Here is a 22,079-nt window from a genome sequence, read left to right on the forward strand (position 1 = left end):
TACCATCCCCCAATATAAAAATATTAGTCTAAATGTATATCCTGACTTGCGCGCTATTGATTCCAAAATAATGTACCATTTTTCTATGAATACATCTACCTAAAATCTTCCATACTGCATCCATTGGATCTAGTAGACTCATTGCGCTAACGGGACACGATAGTGGAATATCGGTTGCTATGGCAGTAGTTTTTTAATTGTTCAATTCATGGGCAAGATAGTTAAAAAAGGAACTTAAATTTAAATCTCGAATATTTATTGAGAACGGATAGCTAAAAAATTGATGACTGACAGGAGATAAATACGATGATAAAAGGTTTCGGAGGAATCTTTTGGAGAACTAAGAATCTTGAAGTTATAAAAAAATGGTACAGTGAGGTCTTGAAGATTGAAATAGATCATTGGAATGGGACTGTGATAAAGCCCCAATCAGGAAATGAGACTATCTTTTCTTTCTTTACCGAGGATGACAGTTATTTTCCAACAGAACAACAAGTGATGTTAAATTTCCAAGTACATAATCTAGACGAGACTATTAAGCATCTTGAGCATATTGGTATACCACTTGCAAAGAAAGAAGAAATTAGTGAATTTGGAAAGTTTGTTTGGATTGAAGATCCTGAAGGTCGACTGATCGAGCTTTGGGAGAAATAAAGAGCTGTGCAATAAAAATGAGTTGACACAAAAGTAGTTAGGGACCATACTACATATATGAACAACAATAATAAAAAAATAAATGACATTGAGGCTATTCCCTCGCTTGTACAATCCAAGCGTCAGATTGATCGCTATAACCTAGACATAGACGCACAGGCTATACTCGTCGCGTCTAGGCTAATGGCAGCGGGAGCCATGCTTGGACACGCCTCAGAGATTCATTTCTCTAGATTCGGTTTATCAACAGGGCGTTATCGTTTATTGGCAGATCTTGAAGATAACGAAGGAGAAGAGTTGCCTTCGCAATTAGCGGAGCATCTAGGCGTTACACGTGCTACAGTGACTGGTCTTATCGACATTCTTGAACGAGATGGGCTAGTGTCTCGGCGATCAAGCTCAGACGATGGCCGTCAGAAATCAGTCGTCTTAACGGAAGAAGGAGCGAAGAAGCTCCGTGAAATGGCTCCTGAGCATTTCGCTCGGTTGGAAGCAATGGTGGGCTTGCTCAACATCGAAGAACGCAGCGTATTTCTCGACTTGCTAGGTCGAGTTACACAAGGCATCTCAGCACTTACGGGCGAATTAGGCTCGAAACCAAAGGGAAACATCAGTAATGAGTAGAATGGGCTAGTGAAGCTAGCCTATTTTTACTCTTATATAGTTAGGCACCTAATTATATCTAGCTGAACGCAATCATTGAACTACTTCAAAGAAGAAAGGAGCAAGTAAATGAACCAGATGAAATACTCTAATCAGACAGATGATGTTTACGGCATCAAGGCTGTTGGTTCCAAGAAAAAGACTTTTGTACTATGGCGTGAAGTTGTAATGGCCTATGCTGCTCCTGCCATTATGGCAGGTATCGGGGGATTGGTTACTGCAGATAGGGGGCTTCAAATAGCGGCATTGACCACAATTGGCGGTGCATCGGCCTTGATGGCCTTGATGATTGGGCTATTGTTGCACAGCCGAGTGGGCCATTTGCGATGGGTCGTCGGTGCACCTCACTTGGTTGTGGTAGGGGTATTCGCAATGGCCGGGTCCTCATTTGGACTATACGCTGCATGGGTGACATCTGTTTTAGTAGAAATTATGATTCCGAGTAATCACTTGGCCTGGGTAAATCGTGTATGGATCGATTTCCCGTTGTCTGGATTCATAGCAAGCACGATAGTGACATGGCGGTGGCGACTTGCCGTCACAACTAATTTTTCATCTAAAAGGAGAAGATAAAAAATGATAGTTATTATGGGAGCAACAGGTACGATAGGTAGTGCGCTTTTGGAACGTTTGGTTGATCTTGGCGTACCTGTCAGGGCGCTAAGCAGAGAGCCAGAGAAGTTACGTGATCAGATCGGAGAAAAAGGCCGATCAATTATCGAGGTCGCTTTTGTCGATGCTTCTGACCCCACATCGATGCGCCGCGCGTTTACAGATGCTAGCCAGCTCTTCCTTGCCATGTCCAACAGTCCAAGACAAATCGAATTGGAAACCTCTATCATTCAGATTGCCGCCGAATCTGGAATCAAACACATCGTAAAAATATCCAGTCCAGCCTTTGAGCATAGCTCTCCAGTGGCAGTAGCGGGCTGGCATCAAGAAATTGAGAAAACGCTGAGAGAATCGGGTCTCACCCACACCGTATTGCGCCCCTATGCGTTCATGCAAAATTTAATGCGCTTTGCACCAACGATTACAACCCAAAATGTTTTCTTCGGCTCCATGGGCGTTTCACCGTGTAACTTTATAGACTGTCGCGATATTGCAGACGTTGCCGCAGAAGTTCTGACCAACCACAAGGTATCAGGCCATATATATACGCTTACTGGTTCGGAGATTTTCAGTTATCCCCAGATCGCGAGTCGATTATCTGCCCTGCTTAATCGGCCGATAAGTTACATCAACTTGGAACCCCAAGTACTACTCCGTAATCTTATCGAGCACGGGAATCTGCCTCATTGGCTCGCGAACCACGTTGTAGAAATTCAAACCATGTCTAGGATGGTGCCAGAAAGTCCAAATAACACTGTAAAGGGCTTGCTTGGCAGAGAGCCACGCACGCTAGACGCCTTTCTACATGAGTGTGTAGAAAATTTCCGGTAGAGGCGGAGCCCACCTATTCTAATATTTGTATCGTTAGCAGCGTTTTACTCCGATTTTAGTTAAGTCATTGAGCTTACGGAGAACGTTAGTGGAGGAGCTTCCTTTATGGTAGCTCTTCTTTTTCATTTAAGCTAACAGCAGGTTAACGGAATGGACCGCAGTCGAAATAATTTTGCGTCATCTGGCTCGGTTTTGTTCCGACACGCTGTCCGCGAACCAGTTTCGGCTTGAAGATGGGAACGAGATATCGTTTACTCGATCACCTGTATCGAATAAAGAAAGATGCTATACCGAATACGAAAAAAAGATGACCATTTTGTGGGTCGGCCTCTAATTATTCTATCGCGGTCAGGATAAATTAGTGATTATCGACTTAAAAAGTAGTTATGTAAGGTTCGATAAAAATTGATTATAATAATGAATTACCAAACGGTTTATCGAATAAATAGTAAAATAATACTGTTAAGTACGAGGGTTATCGAGAGGGCTTTTATTTTGATTATCCTTTCTGAGTCTATATAAGTACAGTTTTTCCTAATGAAAATTATTTTTTCTCCAATGTAACATTGAAATGAAAGAGGAGGCATGGCGTTGATTGAACATAGCAATCTTGAAGAATATCTGGATCCGGTAAATTATGATCTTGAATTTGACGGTGAAATGAACAAATATCAGTTCTATCTTGAGCTTGCAAGATCGAGTCCTGGCGAAGTGTTAGAACTTGCTTGTGGTACAGGCTTAACAACGATACCCCTGTCGAAAGCCGGCATAACGATGACTGGTGTAGATATCTCTTCGGAGATGCTCGCATATGCGCGGCTGAAGGCGGAAGGGTTGACTGTTACTTTTATGGAAGGCGATGCCCGTACCTTCGAATCGGACAAGCGATTTTCGATGATCTATTTGACTGGCAATGCATTTCAGGCATTCTTAAGTGATCAAGATCAAAGCGATTTACTTACTACCGTTCACAAACATTTACAACCCCATGGAATCTTTGCATTCGAGACCCGTAATCCGGAGGGAACGGATTTATCCGATCAAGAGGAGACAGGATGGGGGTCCTTTATTGATAAGGATGGGCAAAACGTCAAGGTATCAGGCACACAATGTTACGATGCTAGCCAGCATATCATGCATTGGGTCACGATTCGTGATTGGGGAGATAAACGAACGACTTCCCGAATTGCTTGTCGATTCACAGATCAGGCTACGCTGCAATCTTTATTAATCCGTCACGGCTTTCACGTCGAACATCAATATGCTGACTGGGATAAAAAGCCGTTCTCTCCGTCATCTTCATCTATTATTAGCGTTTGTAGGAAATGTTAGGAGAGACGTAATGCATTGCAATAGGAAAAATCCCCTCAGGTCGAGGGGATTTTTGGTGATCCTAGCAGATTCCCCCTTAGAGTCCGCCTTTATTCAACTAGACGGCAAGATAGCGTAATAGCCTGTCTGAAAATATGGTACAATTTGTAATACTAAAGCGAGGTGAAAGAATTTGAGGAATATTGTTGAGGACTCACAGTTTCTCAGTGAAAGAGCTGAGATGATGTACTATTTTCAAGATGAATTTTACATCTCTGAGAAAACTGAAATTATTCATTCAACTTCAGGAAAGTTCAAACTTGAAATCCATCACTATAACCATGTTGAAGGTTTTATCAGACATAATTACACAAAAGGGATTGTTACGGATAGTGAGCATAAAATCATCGACATAATATATAGAAATTATGACCCATTCTTATTCAGTTGGTTGGAGGTAAATGGCACAGAATATCTGTTGTGTGGGTTAGATTATCAGGGGTATTCAATTGTTAATTTATCAAATAAAGAAACCAATCATTATGTTCCCGAAGAGGCTTATAAAGGGCATGGATTTTGCTGGGGGGAAATAATATATTTTCAACAAAAAAAACTAATAGTGATTGATGGATGCTATTGGGCATGCCCCTATGAACTTGTTTTTTATGATTTTTCTAATCCTATGAATGTACCATATAATGAATTATTCCGTGTGGATGTTGATAGCGTATTAAATTGGGATAGTTGGAAAGATTCCTGTAGGGTTATATATCTTGATAATGAAAACAACGAGACAGAATTTGTATTTTAGAAACTAAGCTAACGGAGAACGATAGTGGAATAGCGGTTGCTTCGGCAGCCGTTTTATTTGTTCACCTAATCGGGTAGTATAGAGAAACCTGTTTTTGTAAATTATGGTTTGATTATTATAGAGTACGTATTAGCTCCAGTCCTAAGGATTAAGTAGGGAAATGTAGATACAGAATTAAACGTAGATGTGGAAGCATTAAATAGAGAAACTAAAGACAGACGACTTATGCTGGCTGATTTTGCGGAAAAGCTCGCAGAGCAAAACATAATCGGGGTACCGGAAGATGAACGTTATCGGGAAATTTGCAAGTATTGGCCGGACTCTGATATCTATAAATTACTAGAAGGTAACTGGTGTGCTGCATTTGTATATTACTGCTGTATGCAGGTTGGAATACTTCTTCCAATTCGATATCCTAACCGAATGTATCGTCTAGCTGGGGTTGGTGCGTGGTTGGATTGGGCTCAGCTGCACGAAACTAGATTTTTCTATGACGCTAAACAAGAAGAATTTATTCCGGCACGTGGTGATATTGTTATTTTCGATAAGCTTCTCTCCGATAATTCTCACGATCATATCGGAATTGTTTTAGCTTGTGAAGACAATGAAATTTTGATTGCTGAAGGTAATAAAGACAATAAAAACTACTCTAGTGTCTCATTCAGGGGTAGAGATCATTGTATACTCGGATATGTCCGAATAGATAACGGCTACCGTTATCATTTCAATGGAGAGTATGTACCCTTTGGTTATTGATTTCGAGCAGTTATTACGCTAACGGATAGGATAGTTTAATAAGAGTTATGTTGAGTTTTTTCGGGCCAGTTTAACCCAAAGGCGATAAAATGGTAATAAACCGATTAGGGAGGCAAATCCATGATTGATATTGAAAGAATTAAAGAGATTATTCCTCATCGGAATCCATTTCTCTTGGTCGATAGAATATTGGAGATTAATGAGGGGAAGAGAGCTGTTGGGATTAAAAATGTAACCATTAATGAACCTTATTTTCTCGGTCATTTCCCTGACTATCCCGTAATGCCTGGAGTCTTAATTGTAGAAGCACTGGCACAGGTCGGTGGAGTCGCTATGTCTAACGTTGAAAGCAACAATCATAAAATAGGCTTACTGACTGGTATTGATAATTGTCGTTTCAAACGACAAGTAAAACCAGGAGACCAACTCCTTCTTGTATTTGATGTAATTCGAATCAAGGGACAAATCGTCAAAGGAAAGGGAGTCGCCACGGTAAATAATGAATTGGTATGCGAATCTGAAATAATGTTTGCATTCAGTTCGATTTAGGTTTTAATGTAACGGGAAACGACAATTAAACAATATACATTGATGAGCAGGTGCTTCGGTATCCTGCTCTTTTCATTAAGCTAACGGGCAGGCTAGCGTAAACAAAATGATCAAAAGTATTAACCATACGTAGTTAATTACATTTCGGGATTAGCGCAATGATTTTCGGCAGCTTCGTTTGGTTAACGGGGGTAGTTTAAGTAAATGTAAATATTTACTTACGAACTAGTGTTCGGTATAATAAACTTGATTCCATTACAAAAAGGAGATGTTGGATATGTATAAACACATTAAAGATTTTGCCGCAACTTGGCAGAATGAAACGGAAGCAACAATGCGGACACTGGAGATCCTGACCGACGAGTCTCTTGGCCAACAGATAACAAGCGATCATAGAACGCTTGGACGTGTTGCATGGCACCTTGTACAGACGTTGCACGAAATGCCATCTCGGACGGGACTGTCTTTCGAAGGACCGAGCGAAGATATGCCGGTGCCAGCTTCGGCAGCAGACATCGCATCAGTCTATAAGAGGACCTCACAAGCGCTCCTTAATGCTATACAGTCCAGTTGGAAAGATGAGAATCTGCTTATCATGAGCGATATGTATGGTGATCAATGGCCAAACGGCTTAATGCTGGATATTCTCGTAAAGCATGAGATTCATCATCGTGGTCAGATGACAGTCCTGATGCGTCAGGCAGGCCTTCGTGTGCCGGATCTTTACGGCCCGACAAAAGAGCAGTGGGCCGAGTACGGAGCGCTACCTCCAGTAATTTAGAGTAAGATTATATCCGCATTTGGCCGTTTGGCTATAGTGGGATTTATAAGTATTTAATCATAGGATTGAAAGTGGTGGCTTGAATCATAGACAAGAGGATACCATCGGACTGAAACTGTTAATTCTATTGAACTAACGGGGAACGTTAGTGGAATAGCGGTTGCTTCGGCAGCCGTTTTTTATTTGTTCAACTAACGGGCAATAGAGCGTGGTGTTGCCTTGTTGAACTATTAGGCAGTTAAATGCGGTATTATAGGGTACGATTATCCATAAGAGATGAGGTGTCTTTATCAAGAAGAAATATGCTTTCCTAATAGTTTCCATATTATTATTTGTAATGGCTTATACAAAACCAAGTAGTCAAGATTATGATAATTACCTCCATAAGGTTCACGGTCTTAAATGTGACAGTTCTGAAAGCTCAAATTGCTTTCATACTATTAATGACTTGAAATCATCAAGTCTCACACATCAGATTATTTTTATGACAGCAGAAACAAAAATTTTTGGAGAGGCAGATAATAAAATACGAGTAGTAGGTATTTTCAATCATTTTTTTGTAATAGAAAATCGACTTCATCCTAAATCAGATAATAACAATAATATCGAAGTTCCGTTGAGCTAACGGGACACGATAGTTGAATAATACATATTGATGAGCAGGTTACCTTAATCAACTAAGTGATGGATAAAAAATAAATATAAGTGTTCTCTCTCAAACTATTGGAAAATATTATGGTACGATGTCCTTATTCGGTTGTTTCAAGGGGAGGGAAGATACCGTGCTGAATACTCAGGATATTGCTATAGAAGCATTAACTTGTTATCCAATTACTTATCAATCAATAGCTCATATTGGACAAAATGCAAACACCATCTATAAAGTGACAGATAAGGAAAGTAACTGTTATAGTTTGCGAATACATCTATCAAAAAATGATTCGATGGAAAGTATTTGGTCTGAGGAAAAAGTCATCCATTCAGAAATAATTTGGCTGGAATCATTAACAAATGATACAAATCTGGTGTTGCCATCACCTATAAAAAATAACATTGGTGAATATGTTACTAAGATAGCTGACATAAACTGTACATTGTTAAAATGGGTAGATGGTGAACAAAAACAATTTGTTCCAACAGTCAATGATGCCGAGTGCGTAGGCGAATTGATCGGAAAGCTTCATAAACAATCATCCTTTTGGAAAATTCCGTCATCATTTACTCGACCGTCATTTGATAATTCTAGAATTTCACAATCATTAGAAAAGCTAAAACAGCTTGCTAACGCTGGTGAGCTCGATAAAAATGATGTGGAAATTCTGCAATTGGCCGGAGAGTGTGCAATTTTAATGATGAACGACATAGAAAGAACACCAGGCAATTGGGGGATAATTCACGCAGATTTGATTCCAAGTAATTTTGTGTTTCATGAACAAGAAGCTAGAGCTATTGATTTTGGAGCTTGTGGGTTCGGATATTATTTATTCGATTTAGGTTGGACACTTTCTTATATCCACCCAGCATTCAGAAACCAGTTGCTAGAATCATACGCAAAACAATTCGACCTGCCTCATAACTATGTTCAACGTTTAGAAGGTTTCTTTGTAGCAGCCCAACTCGAAACAATGAATTTTTGGCTTGGGCTGCCTGAATCTAATGAGTGGTTACCCAGTCACATTAGTAAATTAGCAAGTCGGGAATTTAAGCGATATGTAAATAAAGAAGAATTTCTCTTTAGTGGTACTCCTTACTGGGAGTAGTTTGTTCAACGAACGGAGAACGTTAGCCCAGATCACTTTGGGAGCAGTTTAGCTTCAGAAGAATAGAGATCATGATAAGCTTAAAGTCGAAAAGAATCTATAACCGCATAAAACAAAAGGAGAGGTACTTTGAAAAAAATTAGGGAAGCAACAAAAGAGGAAATGATCGAAATTTATAAGATGGGCTATGATGTTTGGGAGATAATCTGCCATATGAAGAATATATAACTATGTGCCAGGCTTCCAAAAAGTATAAAAAGGGAAAGTGGTACGTTCTTGAAGCAACAGATACAAAGCAGCTATTAAGCTCCCTCATCGTATATGAACTAAATCTTTCTGATGACCAAGTTGTAAAGGGGATTGGTTCAATTGCTACCCCTTTATATTTAAGAAAAAAAGGATATGCTTCTTTATTGGTCAAAGAAACGATAGGCTAACCCAGATGATTTGAATTACAGATATGAGATTATAGTGGGTGTGAAAAAACGCCAGTCACCTTAAGCAGGTGACTGGCGTCTTCATATTAGCTTTTAGGCATTTTGCTCTCATCCATGTACAGCAGGTTCCAGCGGTGACCGTCCAGGTCGGCAAATCCTGCGCCGTACATCCAGCCGTCAGTTTCACTCGGCTTGCCAAAGATGTTTCCTCCGGCAGACTCTGCTTTTTGAATAAAGGCATCTACTTCTTCTCTGCTTTCAGCGCCAATGGAGAATATTACTTCTGCGCTATGGGAAGTATCTGCGGTTTTAGAACCTGTGAATTTCTCAAACGATGCATCCGGGAACAGCAGAATCGTTGTTTGGCCTATGTCAAGCTTGGCTCTCTCGTTACCAACGCTCACTGCATGGAATCCAATCTCATTGAAAAAGGCAGTTGACCTCTCAACATCTTTGACCGGCAGGTTAATCCAGATCTCCTGTGGCATGGCTATAGCCTCCTGAATATATTTTTAACAACTCCTACTATACTCTAGTTCTGGCAGCAGAAGCGAATCTTACAAAAGAATCCGTAATGACATTTCTGTCATGCATTATGCGGTTTCCTTAGTAACTTCTCTTCTCTAAATCGCAACTCACTCTTAATTGAAATACTCGATAGTTTTCTCAATAAATGCCTTGGCCGATTTTGTCAGAAAACGGTCGGACCTATGAATGATCTCAAAGTGACGGTATGGCGGATCGTCTGTAATTCGGATGCAGCGTAGAGTTGGTTCATTCATCGCTTGGATCAAACGATAAGGCAGCAATGTTCCTCCGACGTTGGCTTTAACCAAGCTAATAATGGAAGTAGCCGAACTGGTCTCCATGATCGTATTTAAACTGAAGCCATATTTACGGCAATAGCCATCAACCAGTTCTCTGCCTGTAAATCCTTCGGGGAACATCACAGTTTGGATATTTCGCAGTTCCTGGATTCCAATCGTGCTTCGTTCAGCCCAATCATGATTCTCGGAAACGACGAGAACATATTCTTCACTGCACAAAGGAATGCGTACAAGCCGATCATCAGGAGCAGACGTGATCTCGATGCCGATGTCTACTTCATTATCCAGTACTTGATTCAAGACATAGATCGAAGAGATAACCTTCAGTTGTACCTTGGGGAATCGTGCATGAAAATTCACGAGCAATGGAGTGAGCCGATAGTCCAGATCGGAAGGAAGAACACCAATTACCAAGCGACCTCGTTGATCATTGCGGAGTTCAGCTAACGCATCCTGGGTATTCTGTAAATGCCGAATCATCTGTACACAGTGCTCCAGAAACAGATTTCCTGCCTGGGTCATCACAATCTTTTTGCCGACTCGGTCAAATAAGGGAACACCGAGTTCATCCTCGAGCGCGCGTATTTGTTGGCTCAACGTAGGTTGAGATATGCCGAGTTTCTCAGCTGCTCGTGTAAAATGAAGCTCCTCACACACCGTAATGAAGTTTTCCATCTGACGAATCTCCATATGAATCTCCCTCTTATCATTGGTTTTAGTAATCATTTTAATAGAAACTATAGTATTGTTCAATCATTCTAATGATTCTATACTTAATCGTGCACCACCCAACGATCTGTCGTTAACAAATAGGATGATGGGTGATGTAACGATACTACTACCATGAGGTGATTCATAATGAAACTTTTTTATATCGTCCTGGCGCTTATCCTGGCTTCGCTGAATTTACGACCACCCATTACATCCATTTCACCTCTAATGAGCACCGTACAGAATGATCTGGGTATAAGCGGGATTACCGCCAGTCTGTTAACCACACTTCCGGTATTATGTATGGGGATATTTGCTCCGTTCTCCGTAAGATTAAGTAGAAAGTGGGGAAATGAGGGCGCAATTGTTCTGGCTTTAATCCTCATTGGGTTAGGTACGGGATTACGATGGTTTGTTGGTACAACTCCATTGATGATGTTCACTTCTTTTCTGTCCGGAATAGGAATAGCATTGGCAGGGCCGCTATTATCCAGCTTCATTAAGCAGTACTTCCCTGACCGAGTGGCAGCTATGGTGGGTATCTACTCTACAGCGATGGTGTTGGGGGCCAGCATTAGTGTGGGATTATCGGTTCCGCTTCAGCATACGCTGGGTGGTTCGTGGAGGGGCTCGTTGGCTGTATGGGCATTTCTCGCAGCCATTGCATTGCCGATCTGGTTGAGATTAGCCTGGTCTGCGCGCATAGATCGACAATCCGGTAAAATCTCGAGTGTACTTAATGCACCACTTCCGGTGAACAACAAGCGTGCCTGGATGCTGACATTATTCTTCGGGCTGATGGCAGCGATCTTCTACTCGTTGACCGCTTGGCTTGCGCCAGCAATCCAAAGCAAGGGGTATAGTCAAGAGACGGCCGGCAACATCCAAACCTTATTTACATTGATATCTCTGCCCTCTACGTTGTTCATTCCCATGCTTGTACACCGTTACCAAAGACGTGTATTCTGGCTTGTCGGGTGTGCGTTATTAGAGTTGATGGGTGTCCTGATGCTAAACATATCCGTAAGCCCCTGGCTCGCGGCGATTCCACTCGGTATTGGAGCAGGTGGACTGTTCCCGATTGCACTGATGTTGCCCATTGATGAAACAAGCAATGCTCAGGAAGCCAGTAGCTGGTCCGCAATGACCCAATCAGGTGGCTACATTCTCGGAGCGCTTGGGCCGCTAGCCATTGGCTGGCTCCACGATACAACGGGCAGCTTCGTCCAAGCATTCTATGGTTTGGCTGTAATCATCGTGCTTCAGATTATCGTTCAATTGGCTATAGGTAATAAAAAAAAGTTCTCCAGCGAGTTAGGATAAGCCCCAGAGCTGAGAGGATGTACTATTTTCATGATGAATTTAGAAACGGATTTTGTTGGGGGGAAATAAGTAGAGGAGCTTCCTATATGGTAGCTCCTCTTTTCTAGTAAATTAAATGGGCAATATACTAAGGTAATATTGGATTATAGGTTCATTCTATAAAGATTATTCCTTTTATATATTAGACCAATAAAAGCCTGTAGCGATATTATGTTATTTATAATAATAACGCGGAGGAATGGTGGTCTGATGTCTATTTATGATTTTCAAGCGAAGTCAATTAATGGTGAGCCTGTTGAATTGTCAATTTATCGTGGAAAAGTTCTGCTTATTCTGAACACTGCTAGTAGATGCAGCTATTCTCGCCAATTACCTGATCTTCAAAGGCTTTACGAAATACACCATGAGCAAGGGTTTGAAATACTAGGTTTTCCTTGTAACCAATTCAACGAGAAAGAGCCAGAGAGTAACTCGGAAGTACATGAATATTGTGAGAGCAACTTTGGAGTTAAGTTTCCTTTATTCGAGAAAGTTGAGGTTAGGGGACCGTCTGCTCATCCGTTATTTCAATATTTAACACAGCAAGCACCATTTCAAGGGTTCGATACTGAGACATCAGGCGGTCAATGGATGCAGGATTTTCTGCTGGAAAAGTATCCGGACATATATGCCGGTGACGGGATCAAGTGGAATTTCTCAAAGTTTTTAATCGATCGAAACGGCCATATATATGGTAGATACGAAACTACGACTGAACCATTTGACATAGAGGTATTTATTGAATCACTTCTTTTAAAGTAAATGAATCCGATTAGTGATTGAGCTAACGGGCAGGATAGTTCAATCGTTTCTCGAATATTTTATGAGTTGGATAATTTTATGGACTTTGTGATTATAACGTTATCTGTAAAATACGTTTTTGAAGGGATGATTAAATTGAAGCAAGGGATGTTAGTTTATCTAAATGGAACTTCAAGTTCTGGAAAGACCTCCATATCGACTGAACTTCTAAATCAGAAAGAGATTCCTTTTTATCATTTATCAATTGATGATTTTTTTAATAATTACAATGATTTTATTAATAATAAATTTCCAGATGAACCTCCAAGAGAAATAGATCATCAAGTTGTCTCACAAATACTTGATGATTCCATATTCTCAGTGTACCATTCGACAATTAAATTGTTATCAGAAATGGGTTTTAATGTAATAGTTGATACCGTAATCGACAATGACAAGAGGTTTAATGAGTTTCTTGATCAATTTTTCGATCAGCCTACGTTATTTATAGGTGTAATATGCTCGAAAGAAGAACTCATAAGAAGAGAGCAAGCAAGAGGAGATAGAAAAATCGGACTGGCAGCTTCACAGTTTAGCAAAGTATATTGCTTTGATGAATATGACCTCGAAGTAAATACTGAAGAGATGAATCCAAAAGAATGTGCCGAAAAGATATTAAGTTTTATTAAGTCCAATAAGGAATACTCGGTATTTAAGAAATTAAGTAAAAGAAATGTTAGTGCTTCCTAGTAGGCGAATCCATCAGATAACACCATATCAAGCGTTGGGGCTATCGCCTCTCGGTCTGCCCGAGGGATTTCGGAATTAAGAATTTCGAAAGCAGGTGAATAACTTGACAGTGCCACCATTGCTGGATGGAGCAAATGTTTTGATTTATACAGCAAACGAGCATTTCAATAATAACGGATATGTTTTGTTCGAGGGTGAAAACAAAAAAGAGGTTATCACTGCTTTCGCGGTAGCTAAATATGACGGTGCCAGAGGTTACTATCTATTCTCATGTGACCTACAGTGGAATGTTATTGGTGGCACTCTGCACTCTGCACGATTCATTGCAGGAAGCTAAAGATTGCGCAGAAAACTCAAGCCATGTACCGATAAATTGGATTTCAATAGTCATTCATCATTACGAAATCTTAGTCGAACGTTTTAAGAATAAGGAATACGGAATTGAAGAATTACAGCGCAGATTAAACACCGCTGTAATGCCTGATCCTCCAAAAACTGAAATTTCGACTAGACTCTTAAAATTGGATAATGATTTAGAGATGTATGCCCAGCATGGGCGTCATCTCTAGGGTGAAAGTCTCCCACGGGGGCTGGCAAGTTTACCTTTAGCGAAGGGCAAGGGTATCTACCGCGAGGTGAATCTGAAGGAAGTTGGAGGCAAAAGTACGGGCCAAGGCAGACGAATCTACTTTGAGGCGGCTGCAGCCGTAAAGATGACGTTCTTATTCTTAGGAGGCCTGACGGATCGATGAGGTTAAATGGGTACGCTTTTATCATTGATTTCAAAACATTGTGCTATTTGCCGAGAACATTCGGTAACAAGGAAAGCGTGCATTTTCGCTGGGGGAGATATGCTCTGATCCAACGGCGTCTCCGCCGTTTTTTGTGCTGTTTGGTAAGTGAAGCAAGAGGCTAATTTGAAAAACACTGGCCTAGCTGTGCTAAGCTATCTGTACCTCAAAGCCGTCCGGGTCCAGAACATAAAAGAACCGCAAGCGGGGATTCGGCGTGATCGGCCTGCGCGCTACCGGGATGCCCTGATTTTTCAAATGATCTATTGCCTCATCCAGTGACTCCACCTCGAACCCAACGGAAGCGCCGCATTCCGGCTTCAGAGCCGGTCGGTTCCCTGTATAAGCTTGATCTTGGGCTGTCCCTCCGTGCCTAACATAAACAATCTGTTTTCCTCTGCTCTCAAATCTGCGGTCTATCGGAAGTCCCAGAATCCTGTGATAAAAATTAAGGGATGCCTCCAGATCGCGCACCCTTAGTGTAATCCAATTCAGGCTCAATTTCATGACTTTAATATCCCCTTATGTGAATTTATATTTTGTTCATTATACGCCATTTTGCACTGAAACCGGGGAGGATGAGGAATCGTGGGGCGTTTATAAGGGATTTGGCAAGCGGCTTACCCCTAGTCAAAAGTATGAAAGGGGTCCATCGTGAGACGGGTTTTCTTTTTTGGAAATGAAACAGTTGGAAATTGATCATTGCTTTGTGAGGTGAAGTATAGGGCAGTGCCCCTGACCACCACGCCAGAGCGCATCGTTGCAGCGATGAGGTCAGGGGTTTGATCCCCCTTGGCTCCACTAACAATTTTATACATGGACTCTTAGCTCAGTTGGTAGAGCCGTTGACACTTAATCAATTGGTCCAGGGTTCGAGTCCCTGAGAGTCCATCCAGAAGAAAAGGCGGAAATGCAGTTTTTTTGTTGTTAATGGGAGTTGGAGGAATAAGCAGAGAGTGGGGGGGTCTGAGCTGCAAATGCCAACGGCAACAGCCCGCTCGTGCATCCAGACCGGAACTCACCCTCTGAACTCTAGATGTTAAAGCTAAACGCCAAGTCGACCGCCAGTTACTTTCGGTGCTCGCTAACCCCGAAATTCAACTTCAGACTAACCAAGTTCTTGTCCCGAGCTGAGTACAAGAACTTACATCGTTAGCCGAAATGAACAAGAACTTTGAATCATAGCTGATTAGATGTATGTCTAATATTTGAAGGGACACGAGAGATAAAAAAACAGTTGGGGAGGCAGCCGGGAGATCAGCTGTCTTATTCTCAACGGGCAGGATAGCGCAACAATCGCCGAATTCCCTTGAAAGACGCAGTCTTAGCATTATGACTAAAGAAATGCAGCCAAACTAATGTGAACTCTAGGAGGTTACAGAATGTCTGTCATACCTGATGAATCAAGACGAGCGAGGTTCTCTACCCTAGCCAATGCGATAGTCTATTAAGTTTGATTATCCGAAAAGGGTAGCATGTAGATGGTCGATTTGTCTTAATTAAAAAGCCTAATCAGGTAAAAAATCAAAATATAACTGAATCCCCAAATAGTCCCCTAAAAGCCTAAAAGTACGTTTCTCTTCATGTTCATGCCGTTGAATATAAGATCACGCTTGATGTCAAAAAAAGTGTATTCAACATTATGCTAAGCTGATAACGAATCAAACCAGATAATCCGTTCTAATGATTATGTCCTGATTATGGACTTCCTTTAATCTCATCTCTATAATAGGTGAAACATTATTGAAAACGTTCACAAGGGAGTTGCCATGAAAATTCGTTCCAGCAACTATTTCACCCGTCTCTTAATGTACAGTCTGCTGATTGGCTCTATTCCAGTGATCATCGTTGGAATCATCTCATATTTCAAAGCTTCCTCAATCGTGCAGGACAAGGTAAACCAGAGCAGCATGGCGACACTTCAGCAGACCCAACTTCGTGTGGAGCAAACCCTCAAGACGATCGATCATTCGGTTACGCAGTATATTAGCTCGCCCCTTGTGGTGAATGCGATGTCGCTCCCTTATTCTGCAGCCCATTATCAGGTTTATAATGAGATGTACCAGAACATGGTGCGCAGCCAAACCTTCGAGCTGACGATAAACAATATGACTGTAGTAAATTTAAAAGGTAAATGGGGCGTCGACAACAACAATATTTTTACATTTGACGATGTAAGGAATCTGGATCATCTTCTCCGGTATGAGAAGCTGCCTTCATTTTCTCTTTGGGTAACGGACGAGGACAAAAGCTCGCCAAGTATTAGTCTCGTGAAGAAAATCCCGTTGAATTCGCTGAAAGCCAACGGACTGGCCATCGTGACCATCGCCGAATCGCAGCTGGCGAGCCTTCTGGCGGCCGACAACCAAATCGGTAGCATTATGGTAATGGATAAAGATTACCGGCTTTTGTCCCGAAGCGATCGGAAAATACAGCAATCCGGTTTTGAGCAACTTGTTGCCGAGATGCAAAGGCGAAATGAAACGGAAGGACAATTCAACGTTGAGCTTGATGGGGACAATACAACCGTTATCGTTCGTAAGTCAAGTTATAATGACTGGATTTATGTTTCCGCCATATTCATCAAGGATATTACCCGAGATTCCCGCTCTATAGGCTGGGTTACTCTGTTTGTATGCCTGCTCATGGTTCTGATAACCGGCGGACTCGCACTACTTGGTTCTCGTAATTTCTACCGGCCAGTTCGGAAATTGGCCGCAACGATTGCCAGCAGATTCGGAGATCCGCCAGATGAAGCCCGTACCGACGAATTCACCATGATCGGCTGTCGGTTGCAATCCATGCTGCAGACGGAATCCCGCCTCCTGGCTCAGCTGACAGGACAAGTACGGGAACTGAAGCAATTTTTTGTCATGAAGCTGATTCGCGGCGAGGAGAAAGAATCTCAGTTACCGGCCAGATTGAAAGAATATGGCTATCACGCCGATTGGAACTGGTATGCCGTACTCGCCATTCAGATCGATTTTCTGGAGCGGTCCCGGTATAGCGAAAACGACCGTGATCTGCTGCTCTTCGCGATCGCCAATATCGTCGGCGAGCTGATCCCCGCCGAGGAACGGCTAGATTCTGTGTTGCTGGAACAATCCCAGATCACGGTTGTCGGAGGTGCCGTAACTACGGATGTGGAGTACAAGAACCGGTTGTTTGCTGTAGCAGAACTGATCCAGAGAACAGTACTGCAATACCTGAAGCTGCATATTAGCATCGGCATCAGCCGTCCCCAAAATCAGCTCGTCGATATTTCTATCTCTGCCAAGCAAGCACTGGAGGCGCTTCGCTATAGGATCCGTTTCGGCGCGGAATCAGTTCTGTTTATCGATGATGTCCAGCCTGAAGACTTGGTATCCAGCGTGTTCCCGCACCGTGCAGCCAAAGAGCTCTACGATGCAGTTAAGCTAGCGGAGCGGACAAGGGCTGACGAACTGTTGGAGCGCTGCATTGGATTGATCTTTGAAGAGCAAGCCGACTGGCGCCAATATCGGATGGCATTGGTCAGGCTGTACACGATACTGACCGAGCTTGGACAGTCCGAGATAACAGCAGATACAAAGAAGAATACAGACGCGGAATTTCCACCCGATCAGGAAAAACAGCTTTTTGACAGATTGCTTGATCTAAAATCCCAGGAGGAAATCCGATTTTGGTTTAGTGAGACAGTCATTACTCCAATCATGCGCAGGCTGGAGCACCAGAGAAAGTCTCATGTCAAGAAAATATCGGACCAGCTAACTGATATGATCCATCAGAACTTCGACACCGAGCTTACGCTTGAAGCATGCGCAAAGCAATTGAATTATCACCCCAACCATTTGGGGCCGCTGTTCAGCAGGGAAAAGGGGATCAGCTTCAGCGAGTACCTGCAAAACTACCGTTTACAGATGGCGAAGCAATGGCTGGTAGAGACTGATATGAAGATCGGAGATATTGCGGATCGATTAACCTACACCAATCCCCAGAACTTCATTCGCTTTTTTCGCAAGATGGAGAACATGACGCCCGGACAATACCGGGATTTGCACTGCCATCAGAAAAAATGAACGCTTCAGCCGAAGACTCCCTGCGATAGGTCCACAGCCTGTCGTTGGGGGTCTTTTCATTATGATGTTACAGAGTAACAAGAAGTTACTCCTGATCGTATCCTCATGATTGTTCCGCACGTGATCATGATTATAACCTAAATAGTGGCAAATACCTTCCTTGATGATTATCCCTTGATTATAGACGTCGGCTTGTCGGACGCTTATCTTGAAGGTACGCACAAATAACACGAAGGTGGAGTCGAAGATGAATCAACCCAAAGGAAATCTTGCGATTGAAATATCTGCCCCGTTGAGAAAGAGACCCTATTTCTGGGGGCAGATACGGAGAAACAAATGGTTGTACGGGATGCTGGCCCCCGGGGTCCTTTACTTCCTATTATTCAAATACGCCCCGATGTGGGGACTTCTCTTGGCTTTCAAGGATTATCAGCCTTTCTTGGGCTTTTTCGGCAGTCAGTGGGTTGGCATGAAACACTTCGAGCGGCTATTCCATGATCCCGCGTTCTGGATGCTTCTGAGGAATACCCTGGTACTGGCCGGATACAATATTCTATTCTTCTTTCCTGCACCGTTCCTGCTCTCTCTTATGATTAATGAAGTGCGCCGTGAGAAATTAAAAAGAACCATACAGACCGTCATCTACATCCCGCATTTTGTCTCATGGGTCGTGGTAGTCGGCATCGCCTATACCTTCTTTACAATCGACGGCGGACTGGTGAATGAAGCCATTATGGCAATGGGTGGAGATAAGATCAATTTTCTCGCCAGTTCAGGCTGGTTTAGAACCATGGTTACATTGGAGGTGATTTGGAAGGAGACGGGATGGGGAACCATTATATTTCTTGCAGCCTTGGCAGGAGTTGATCCCCAGATATATGAAGCGGCAAAAATGGATGGTGCAGGAAGGTTGCGACAATTATGGCATGTGACACTTCCGGCCATTCGCTCCACCATTATTATTCTTTTCATCCTCCGGTTGGGAAGCTTTTTGGATACGGGCTTTGAGCAAATTTTCCTGATGCTAAATCCGATTAACCGTGAGGTCGGAGAAGTGTTTGATACTTATGTATATACGGCGGGGATTACGCAAGGGCAGTTCAGTTTCAGTACCGCTGTTGGCCTTTTTAAGTCGCTGGTTGGATTTGTACTGGTCATCGGTTCCAACTGGTTGGCCAAAAGATTCGGCGAGGAAGGAGTGTATTAATCTATGAATCAACAAAACCGAAGCTGGAGCACCCGTATGTTTGACGGGATCAATGTCGCAATCCTGCTATTGGTATCGGCTGTGATGATCATCCCGTTTATTTACATCATATTGATTTCCTTCGCTACAGAGCAGGAGGTGCTGTCCAAGAGCTTCCTCGTATTTCCAACGAAATTCTCGTTAGAGGGCTACCGATATATCTTCTCTACTCCAATATTGCTGCGCAGCCTGGCAGTTACCATTGGGGTGACTGTGATCGGGACATTGGTGAACCTGCTGCTGACTGTGCTGATGGCGTATCCACTTGCCCGCAAAGATCTTTACGGACGGCGCGTTGTCATGCTCATGGTTATCTTCACAATGCTATTCAACGCCGGTATTGTACCTACTTTTTTGATTGTCAAAGAGCTGCACCTTACCAATACCTACTGGGCGCTTATTATTCCCAGCGCGATCAGTGCTTTTAATATGATCATCATCAAAAATTTCTTCCAGCAGTTGCCTGACGGCCTAGAGGAATCGGCCAAGATTGACGGTTGCAATGACCTTGGGATTTTATTCCGTATAGTCATCCCACTATCTCTGCCTGCGCTGGCAACCTTTTCACTGTTTTACGCAGTAACTCATTGGAATACCTTTCTGAGCGCTATTTTGTATATCAACGGTTCGAATAAATGGCCGATCCAGGTCCTGCTAAGACAGATTGTGATTCTCTCGGAGAAGGGGTTGTCTGATATGAGCGAGGCCCCTCCGCCGCCGTCCAAGATTATCAATATGGCGGTTATTGTGTTCTCCACCGTCCCGATTCTGTCAATTTATCCATTTTTGCAAAAGCACTTTGCCAAAGGAGTGCTGCTAGGTTCGGTTAAAGGATGACCCTATTCATCTTTTAGTACAATATCTTCAATATAATGAGGGGGAGTAAGACATGAAACAGTTAAGCTACAAAATGTTCCTGACAGGTCTCTTAGTCATTCTGACAGCCGCAAGTTTGTCGGCGTGTGGAAGCAAACAGGAAGGGAAGAGCCCGCAGGCAGGTGGACAATTTTCATTTACAATGATGAACCAGTATTCCTCGACTGAGCCGCCCAAAGCCGACAATTCGATTATCAAGCAAATCGAAGAGTATACGAATACCAAAATCAATGTCACTTGGGTTCCGGCGTCTGCTTACAATGACAAGGTCAACGTCTCTATCGCCTCCAATGATCTACCCCAGGTACTGATGATTGGGGATACCAAGTCCTCATCTATCATCAATGCGGAGCGGTCGGGTATGTTCTGGGAGATCGGACCTTATATCAAGGACTATCCTAATCTGAGCAAGTACAACACCAATGAACAGGTACTGAAGAATATATCGGTAGATAGCAAGGTTTACGGTTTGTACCGCGCCAGAGCTTTGGCCCGCCAAGGCATAACCTTCAGGCAAGATTGGTTAGATAATCTAGGCTTGCAGCAACCCAAGACCATCGATGATCTCTATAATGTTATCCGCGCATTTGCCCTAGACGATCCGGACAAAAATGGAAAAAACGATACATTCGGGCTGGTGGAAGCCGAGGATTCCGGCGGCGCAGGGTCCACAGGTCTCCTTGGATTCCAGACCATCGCGTCCTTCTTCGGAGCGCCCAACCAATGGGATATTCAGGATGGCAAAGCAGTTCCCGAGTCTATGACTAAAGAAAATATGGAAGCCATGAAGTTCTATAGGAAGCTGTATGAGGAAAAGCTGATTAATCAGGATTTTGCGGCTACCAAAGTCAACAAACAGCAAGAGCAATTCTTCCAAGGTAAGGCCGGGATGCTGTTCACCACCCTTGACTTCGTGATCACAGGAGGAAACGAGCTGAAGAAGGCCAATCCTGACGCCAAAATTGATATTGTCAGCAGAATTCAAGGACCAAAGGGGGAACAGGTATTTGCGACCACTGGATATAACGGAATGTTCGTGTTCCCAAAGGCTACAGTCAAGTCGGAGGCGGAGCTGAAACAACTTCTTGGTTTCTTTGACAAAATCGTCGATGACCAAATGTTGTATACCTGGACGTGGGGTATCGAGGGGGTCCATTACACCAAAGGAGAGGACGGAGAACCGAAAATCACTGACCAAACAGCGTATGCCAACGAGGTATCTCCACTAAAGCAACTGCCTACCTATGATGGTGCGCTGATGATCTGGAAAGGGAAGGGGGAGACGGACAATAAATTCCGTACCATGATGAAAGAAAACGAGGCCATTGCCGTATCCAACCCGGTGGAGCCCCTGATCTCTCAGACCGCTGTGGAAAAGGGCACGGAGCTGAACAAGATCATAACTGACGCCCGTGTCAAATTTATTATGGGAACTCTTGATGAAGACGGCTTCAATAAAGAAGTGGAGAAGTGGCGCTCTCAGGGCGGGGACCAGATGATCAAGGATTATACGGAGCTGTATGCTAAGCAGGCTAAGAAATAATGTGGCTAT

At 42.9% G+C, this 22,079-nt stretch carries 24 protein-coding genes and 1 tRNA gene; 22 read left to right on the forward strand and 3 right to left on the reverse strand.

All coding sequences use genetic code 11. The features are described 5' to 3' along the window. The first annotated feature begins 306 nt into the window (after positions 1–306). From NSQ29_RS09030 to NSQ29_RS09085, 12 genes are all read left to right on the forward strand, one after another. Positions 307–654 (forward strand): VOC family protein, encoded by a 348-nt coding sequence (locus tag NSQ29_RS09030; protein WP_339287005.1) that lies wholly within the window; start codon positions 307–309, stop codon positions 652–654. A 57-nt stretch (positions 655–711) separates the two neighbouring features. Further along, on the forward strand, positions 712–1,278 hold the full coding sequence (locus NSQ29_RS09035; RefSeq protein WP_042189233.1) for a MarR family winged helix-turn-helix transcriptional regulator: 567 nt from the start codon (positions 712–714) through the stop codon (positions 1,276–1,278). A 108-nt stretch (positions 1,279–1,386) separates the two neighbouring features. Then, entirely contained in the window at positions 1,387–1,890 is a 504-nt protein-coding gene (locus NSQ29_RS09040) for a hypothetical protein (RefSeq protein ID WP_341124839.1), read from the forward strand. A gap of 3 nt (positions 1,891–1,893) precedes the next feature. Beyond that, entirely contained in the window at positions 1,894–2,760 is an 867-nt protein-coding gene (locus NSQ29_RS09045; RefSeq protein WP_341124840.1) for an SDR family oxidoreductase, read from the forward strand. 585 nt (positions 2,761–3,345) lie between these two features. Next, the gene (locus tag NSQ29_RS09050; protein ID WP_341124841.1) at positions 3,346–4,092 is read left to right on the forward strand and encodes a class I SAM-dependent DNA methyltransferase; all 747 of its coding nucleotides are present in this window, start codon (positions 3,346–3,348) and stop codon (positions 4,090–4,092) included. 172 nt (positions 4,093–4,264) lie between these two features. After that, the gene (locus tag NSQ29_RS09055) at positions 4,265–4,882 is read left to right on the forward strand and encodes a hypothetical protein (RefSeq protein WP_341124842.1); all 618 of its coding nucleotides are present in this window, start codon (positions 4,265–4,267) and stop codon (positions 4,880–4,882) included. 186 nt (positions 4,883–5,068) lie between these two features. Then, the gene (locus tag NSQ29_RS09060) at positions 5,069–5,638 is read left to right on the forward strand and encodes a CHAP domain-containing protein (RefSeq protein WP_256716447.1); all 570 of its coding nucleotides are present in this window, start codon (positions 5,069–5,071) and stop codon (positions 5,636–5,638) included. A 120-nt stretch (positions 5,639–5,758) separates the two neighbouring features. Continuing rightward, complete coding sequence (gene fabZ / locus NSQ29_RS09065) at positions 5,759–6,187, forward strand: 3-hydroxyacyl-ACP dehydratase FabZ (protein ID WP_076287072.1); 429 nt, start codon at positions 5,759–5,761, stop codon at positions 6,185–6,187. Between the two features lie 277 nt (positions 6,188–6,464). After that, positions 6,465–6,968 carry a DinB family protein gene (locus NSQ29_RS09070; protein WP_341044335.1) on the forward strand — a complete coding sequence of 168 codons (504 nt, stop codon included), beginning with the start codon at positions 6,465–6,467 and terminating at the stop codon, positions 6,966–6,968. Positions 6,969–7,305: 337 nt separating this feature from the next. Beyond that, complete coding sequence (locus tag NSQ29_RS09075; protein WP_341124843.1) at positions 7,306–7,593, forward strand: hypothetical protein; 288 nt, start codon at positions 7,306–7,308, stop codon at positions 7,591–7,593. A 157-nt stretch (positions 7,594–7,750) separates the two neighbouring features. After that, positions 7,751–8,728 carry a phosphotransferase enzyme family protein gene (locus NSQ29_RS09080; protein ID WP_341124844.1) on the forward strand — a complete coding sequence of 326 codons (978 nt, stop codon included), beginning with the start codon at positions 7,751–7,753 and terminating at the stop codon, positions 8,726–8,728. Positions 8,729–8,922: 194 nt separating this feature from the next. Continuing rightward, entirely contained in the window at positions 8,923–9,165 is a 243-nt protein-coding gene (locus NSQ29_RS09085) for a hypothetical protein (RefSeq protein WP_341124845.1), read from the forward strand. Positions 9,166–9,251: 86 nt separating this feature from the next. Here the strand turns inward: NSQ29_RS09085 and NSQ29_RS09090 are convergent, their stop codons facing one another. Next, positions 9,252–9,653, reverse strand: a complete 402-nt coding sequence (locus NSQ29_RS09090) for a VOC family protein (protein ID WP_076286692.1) — start codon at positions 9,651–9,653, stop codon at positions 9,252–9,254. Between the two features lie 153 nt (positions 9,654–9,806). Then, positions 9,807–10,682: a LysR family transcriptional regulator gene (locus NSQ29_RS09095; RefSeq protein WP_076300862.1), complete on the reverse strand. Its 876-nt coding sequence runs from the start codon at positions 10,680–10,682 to the stop codon at positions 9,807–9,809. 168 nt (positions 10,683–10,850) lie between these two features. Between NSQ29_RS09095 and NSQ29_RS09100 the strand changes: the two genes are divergently transcribed. From NSQ29_RS09100 to NSQ29_RS09120, 5 genes are all read left to right on the forward strand, one after another. Continuing rightward, a complete protein-coding gene (locus NSQ29_RS09100) occupies positions 10,851–12,026 on the forward strand; it encodes an MFS transporter (protein ID WP_341124846.1) in 1,176 nt (391 codons plus the stop codon). Positions 12,027–12,275: 249 nt separating this feature from the next. Beyond that, a complete protein-coding gene (locus NSQ29_RS09105; RefSeq protein ID WP_076286695.1) occupies positions 12,276–12,827 on the forward strand; it encodes a glutathione peroxidase in 552 nt (183 codons plus the stop codon). Positions 12,828–12,962: 135 nt separating this feature from the next. Continuing rightward, positions 12,963–13,556, forward strand: a complete 594-nt coding sequence (locus NSQ29_RS09110) for a chloramphenicol phosphotransferase CPT family protein (RefSeq protein ID WP_076300891.1) — start codon at positions 12,963–12,965, stop codon at positions 13,554–13,556. Between the two features lie 103 nt (positions 13,557–13,659). Beyond that, positions 13,660–13,893, forward strand: coding sequence for a hypothetical protein (locus NSQ29_RS09115; RefSeq protein WP_341124847.1), 234 nt, complete (start codon positions 13,660–13,662; stop codon positions 13,891–13,893). Continuing rightward, entirely contained in the window at positions 13,880–14,125 is a 246-nt protein-coding gene (locus NSQ29_RS09120; protein WP_341124848.1) for a hypothetical protein, read from the forward strand. Before NSQ29_RS09115 ends, NSQ29_RS09120 begins: the two co-directional genes overlap by 14 nt. A 372-nt stretch (positions 14,126–14,497) precedes the next feature. On the opposite strand, the gene NSQ29_RS09125 is transcribed toward NSQ29_RS09120, so the two are convergent. Continuing rightward, entirely contained in the window at positions 14,498–14,854 is a 357-nt protein-coding gene (locus NSQ29_RS09125) for a VOC family protein (protein ID WP_341061100.1), read from the reverse strand. A 311-nt stretch (positions 14,855–15,165) separates the two neighbouring features. Between NSQ29_RS09125 and NSQ29_RS09130 the strand changes: the two genes are divergently transcribed. The 5 genes from NSQ29_RS09130 to NSQ29_RS09150 all read left to right on the forward strand — a co-directional run bounded on the left by NSQ29_RS09130 (position 15,166) and on the right by NSQ29_RS09150 (position 22,070). After that, a tRNA-Lys gene (locus NSQ29_RS09130) sits at positions 15,166–15,238 on the forward strand. A gap of 878 nt (positions 15,239–16,116) precedes the next feature. Continuing rightward, positions 16,117–18,405: a helix-turn-helix domain-containing protein gene (locus tag NSQ29_RS09135; protein WP_076286697.1), complete on the forward strand. Its 2,289-nt coding sequence runs from the start codon at positions 16,117–16,119 to the stop codon at positions 18,403–18,405. A 247-nt stretch (positions 18,406–18,652) separates the two neighbouring features. Continuing rightward, positions 18,653–19,612 carry an ABC transporter permease gene (locus tag NSQ29_RS09140; RefSeq protein WP_076286698.1) on the forward strand — a complete coding sequence of 320 codons (960 nt, stop codon included), beginning with the start codon at positions 18,653–18,655 and terminating at the stop codon, positions 19,610–19,612. Positions 19,613–19,615: 3 nt separating this feature from the next. After that, positions 19,616–20,488, forward strand: a complete 873-nt coding sequence (locus NSQ29_RS09145) for a carbohydrate ABC transporter permease (RefSeq protein ID WP_341124849.1) — start codon at positions 19,616–19,618, stop codon at positions 20,486–20,488. Between the two features lie 52 nt (positions 20,489–20,540). Next, positions 20,541–22,070, forward strand: a complete 1,530-nt coding sequence (locus NSQ29_RS09150) for an extracellular solute-binding protein (RefSeq protein ID WP_076286700.1) — start codon at positions 20,541–20,543, stop codon at positions 22,068–22,070. Positions 22,071–22,079 lie beyond the last annotated feature (9 nt).

Source organism: Paenibacillus sp. FSL F4-0236, assembly GCF_038000135.1.
Taxonomy (GTDB): Bacteria; Bacillota; Bacilli; order Paenibacillales; family Paenibacillaceae; genus Paenibacillus_AQ.

Coding starts and splice junctions, on each gene's coding strand:
- NSQ29_RS09150 (WP_076286700.1), top strand. CDS start 20,541: ATGAAACAGTTAAGCTACAAAATGTTCCTGACAGGTCTCTTAGTCATT.
- NSQ29_RS09050 (WP_341124841.1), top strand. CDS start 3,346: ATGGCGTTGATTGAACATAGCAATCTTGAAGAATATCTGGATCCGGTA.
- NSQ29_RS09100 (WP_341124846.1), top strand. CDS start 10,851: ATGAAACTTTTTTATATCGTCCTGGCGCTTATCCTGGCTTCGCTGAAT.
- NSQ29_RS09145 (WP_341124849.1), top strand. CDS start 19,616: ATGAATCAACAAAACCGAAGCTGGAGCACCCGTATGTTTGACGGGATC.
- NSQ29_RS09070 (WP_341044335.1), top strand. CDS start 6,465: ATGTATAAACACATTAAAGATTTTGCCGCAACTTGGCAGAATGAAACG.
- NSQ29_RS09105 (WP_076286695.1), top strand. CDS start 12,276: ATGTCTATTTATGATTTTCAAGCGAAGTCAATTAATGGTGAGCCTGTT.
- NSQ29_RS09135 (WP_076286697.1), top strand. CDS start 16,117: ATGAAAATTCGTTCCAGCAACTATTTCACCCGTCTCTTAATGTACAGT.
- NSQ29_RS09040 (WP_341124839.1), top strand. CDS start 1,387: ATGAACCAGATGAAATACTCTAATCAGACAGATGATGTTTACGGCATC.
- fabZ (WP_076287072.1), top strand. CDS start 5,759: ATGATTGATATTGAAAGAATTAAAGAGATTATTCCTCATCGGAATCCA.
- NSQ29_RS09095 (WP_076300862.1), bottom strand. CDS start 10,682: ATGGAGATTCGTCAGATGGAAAACTTCATTACGGTGTGTGAGGAGCTT.
- NSQ29_RS09035 (WP_042189233.1), top strand. CDS start 712: ATGAACAACAATAATAAAAAAATAAATGACATTGAGGCTATTCCCTCG.
- NSQ29_RS09125 (WP_341061100.1), bottom strand. CDS start 14,854: ATGAAATTGAGCCTGAATTGGATTACACTAAGGGTGCGCGATCTGGAG.
- NSQ29_RS09075 (WP_341124843.1), top strand. CDS start 7,306: ATGGCTTATACAAAACCAAGTAGTCAAGATTATGATAATTACCTCCAT.
- NSQ29_RS09045 (WP_341124840.1), top strand. CDS start 1,894: ATGATAGTTATTATGGGAGCAACAGGTACGATAGGTAGTGCGCTTTTG.
- NSQ29_RS09090 (WP_076286692.1), bottom strand. CDS start 9,653: ATGCCACAGGAGATCTGGATTAACCTGCCGGTCAAAGATGTTGAGAGG.
- NSQ29_RS09140 (WP_076286698.1), top strand. CDS start 18,653: ATGAATCAACCCAAAGGAAATCTTGCGATTGAAATATCTGCCCCGTTG.
- NSQ29_RS09030 (WP_339287005.1), top strand. CDS start 307: ATGATAAAAGGTTTCGGAGGAATCTTTTGGAGAACTAAGAATCTTGAA.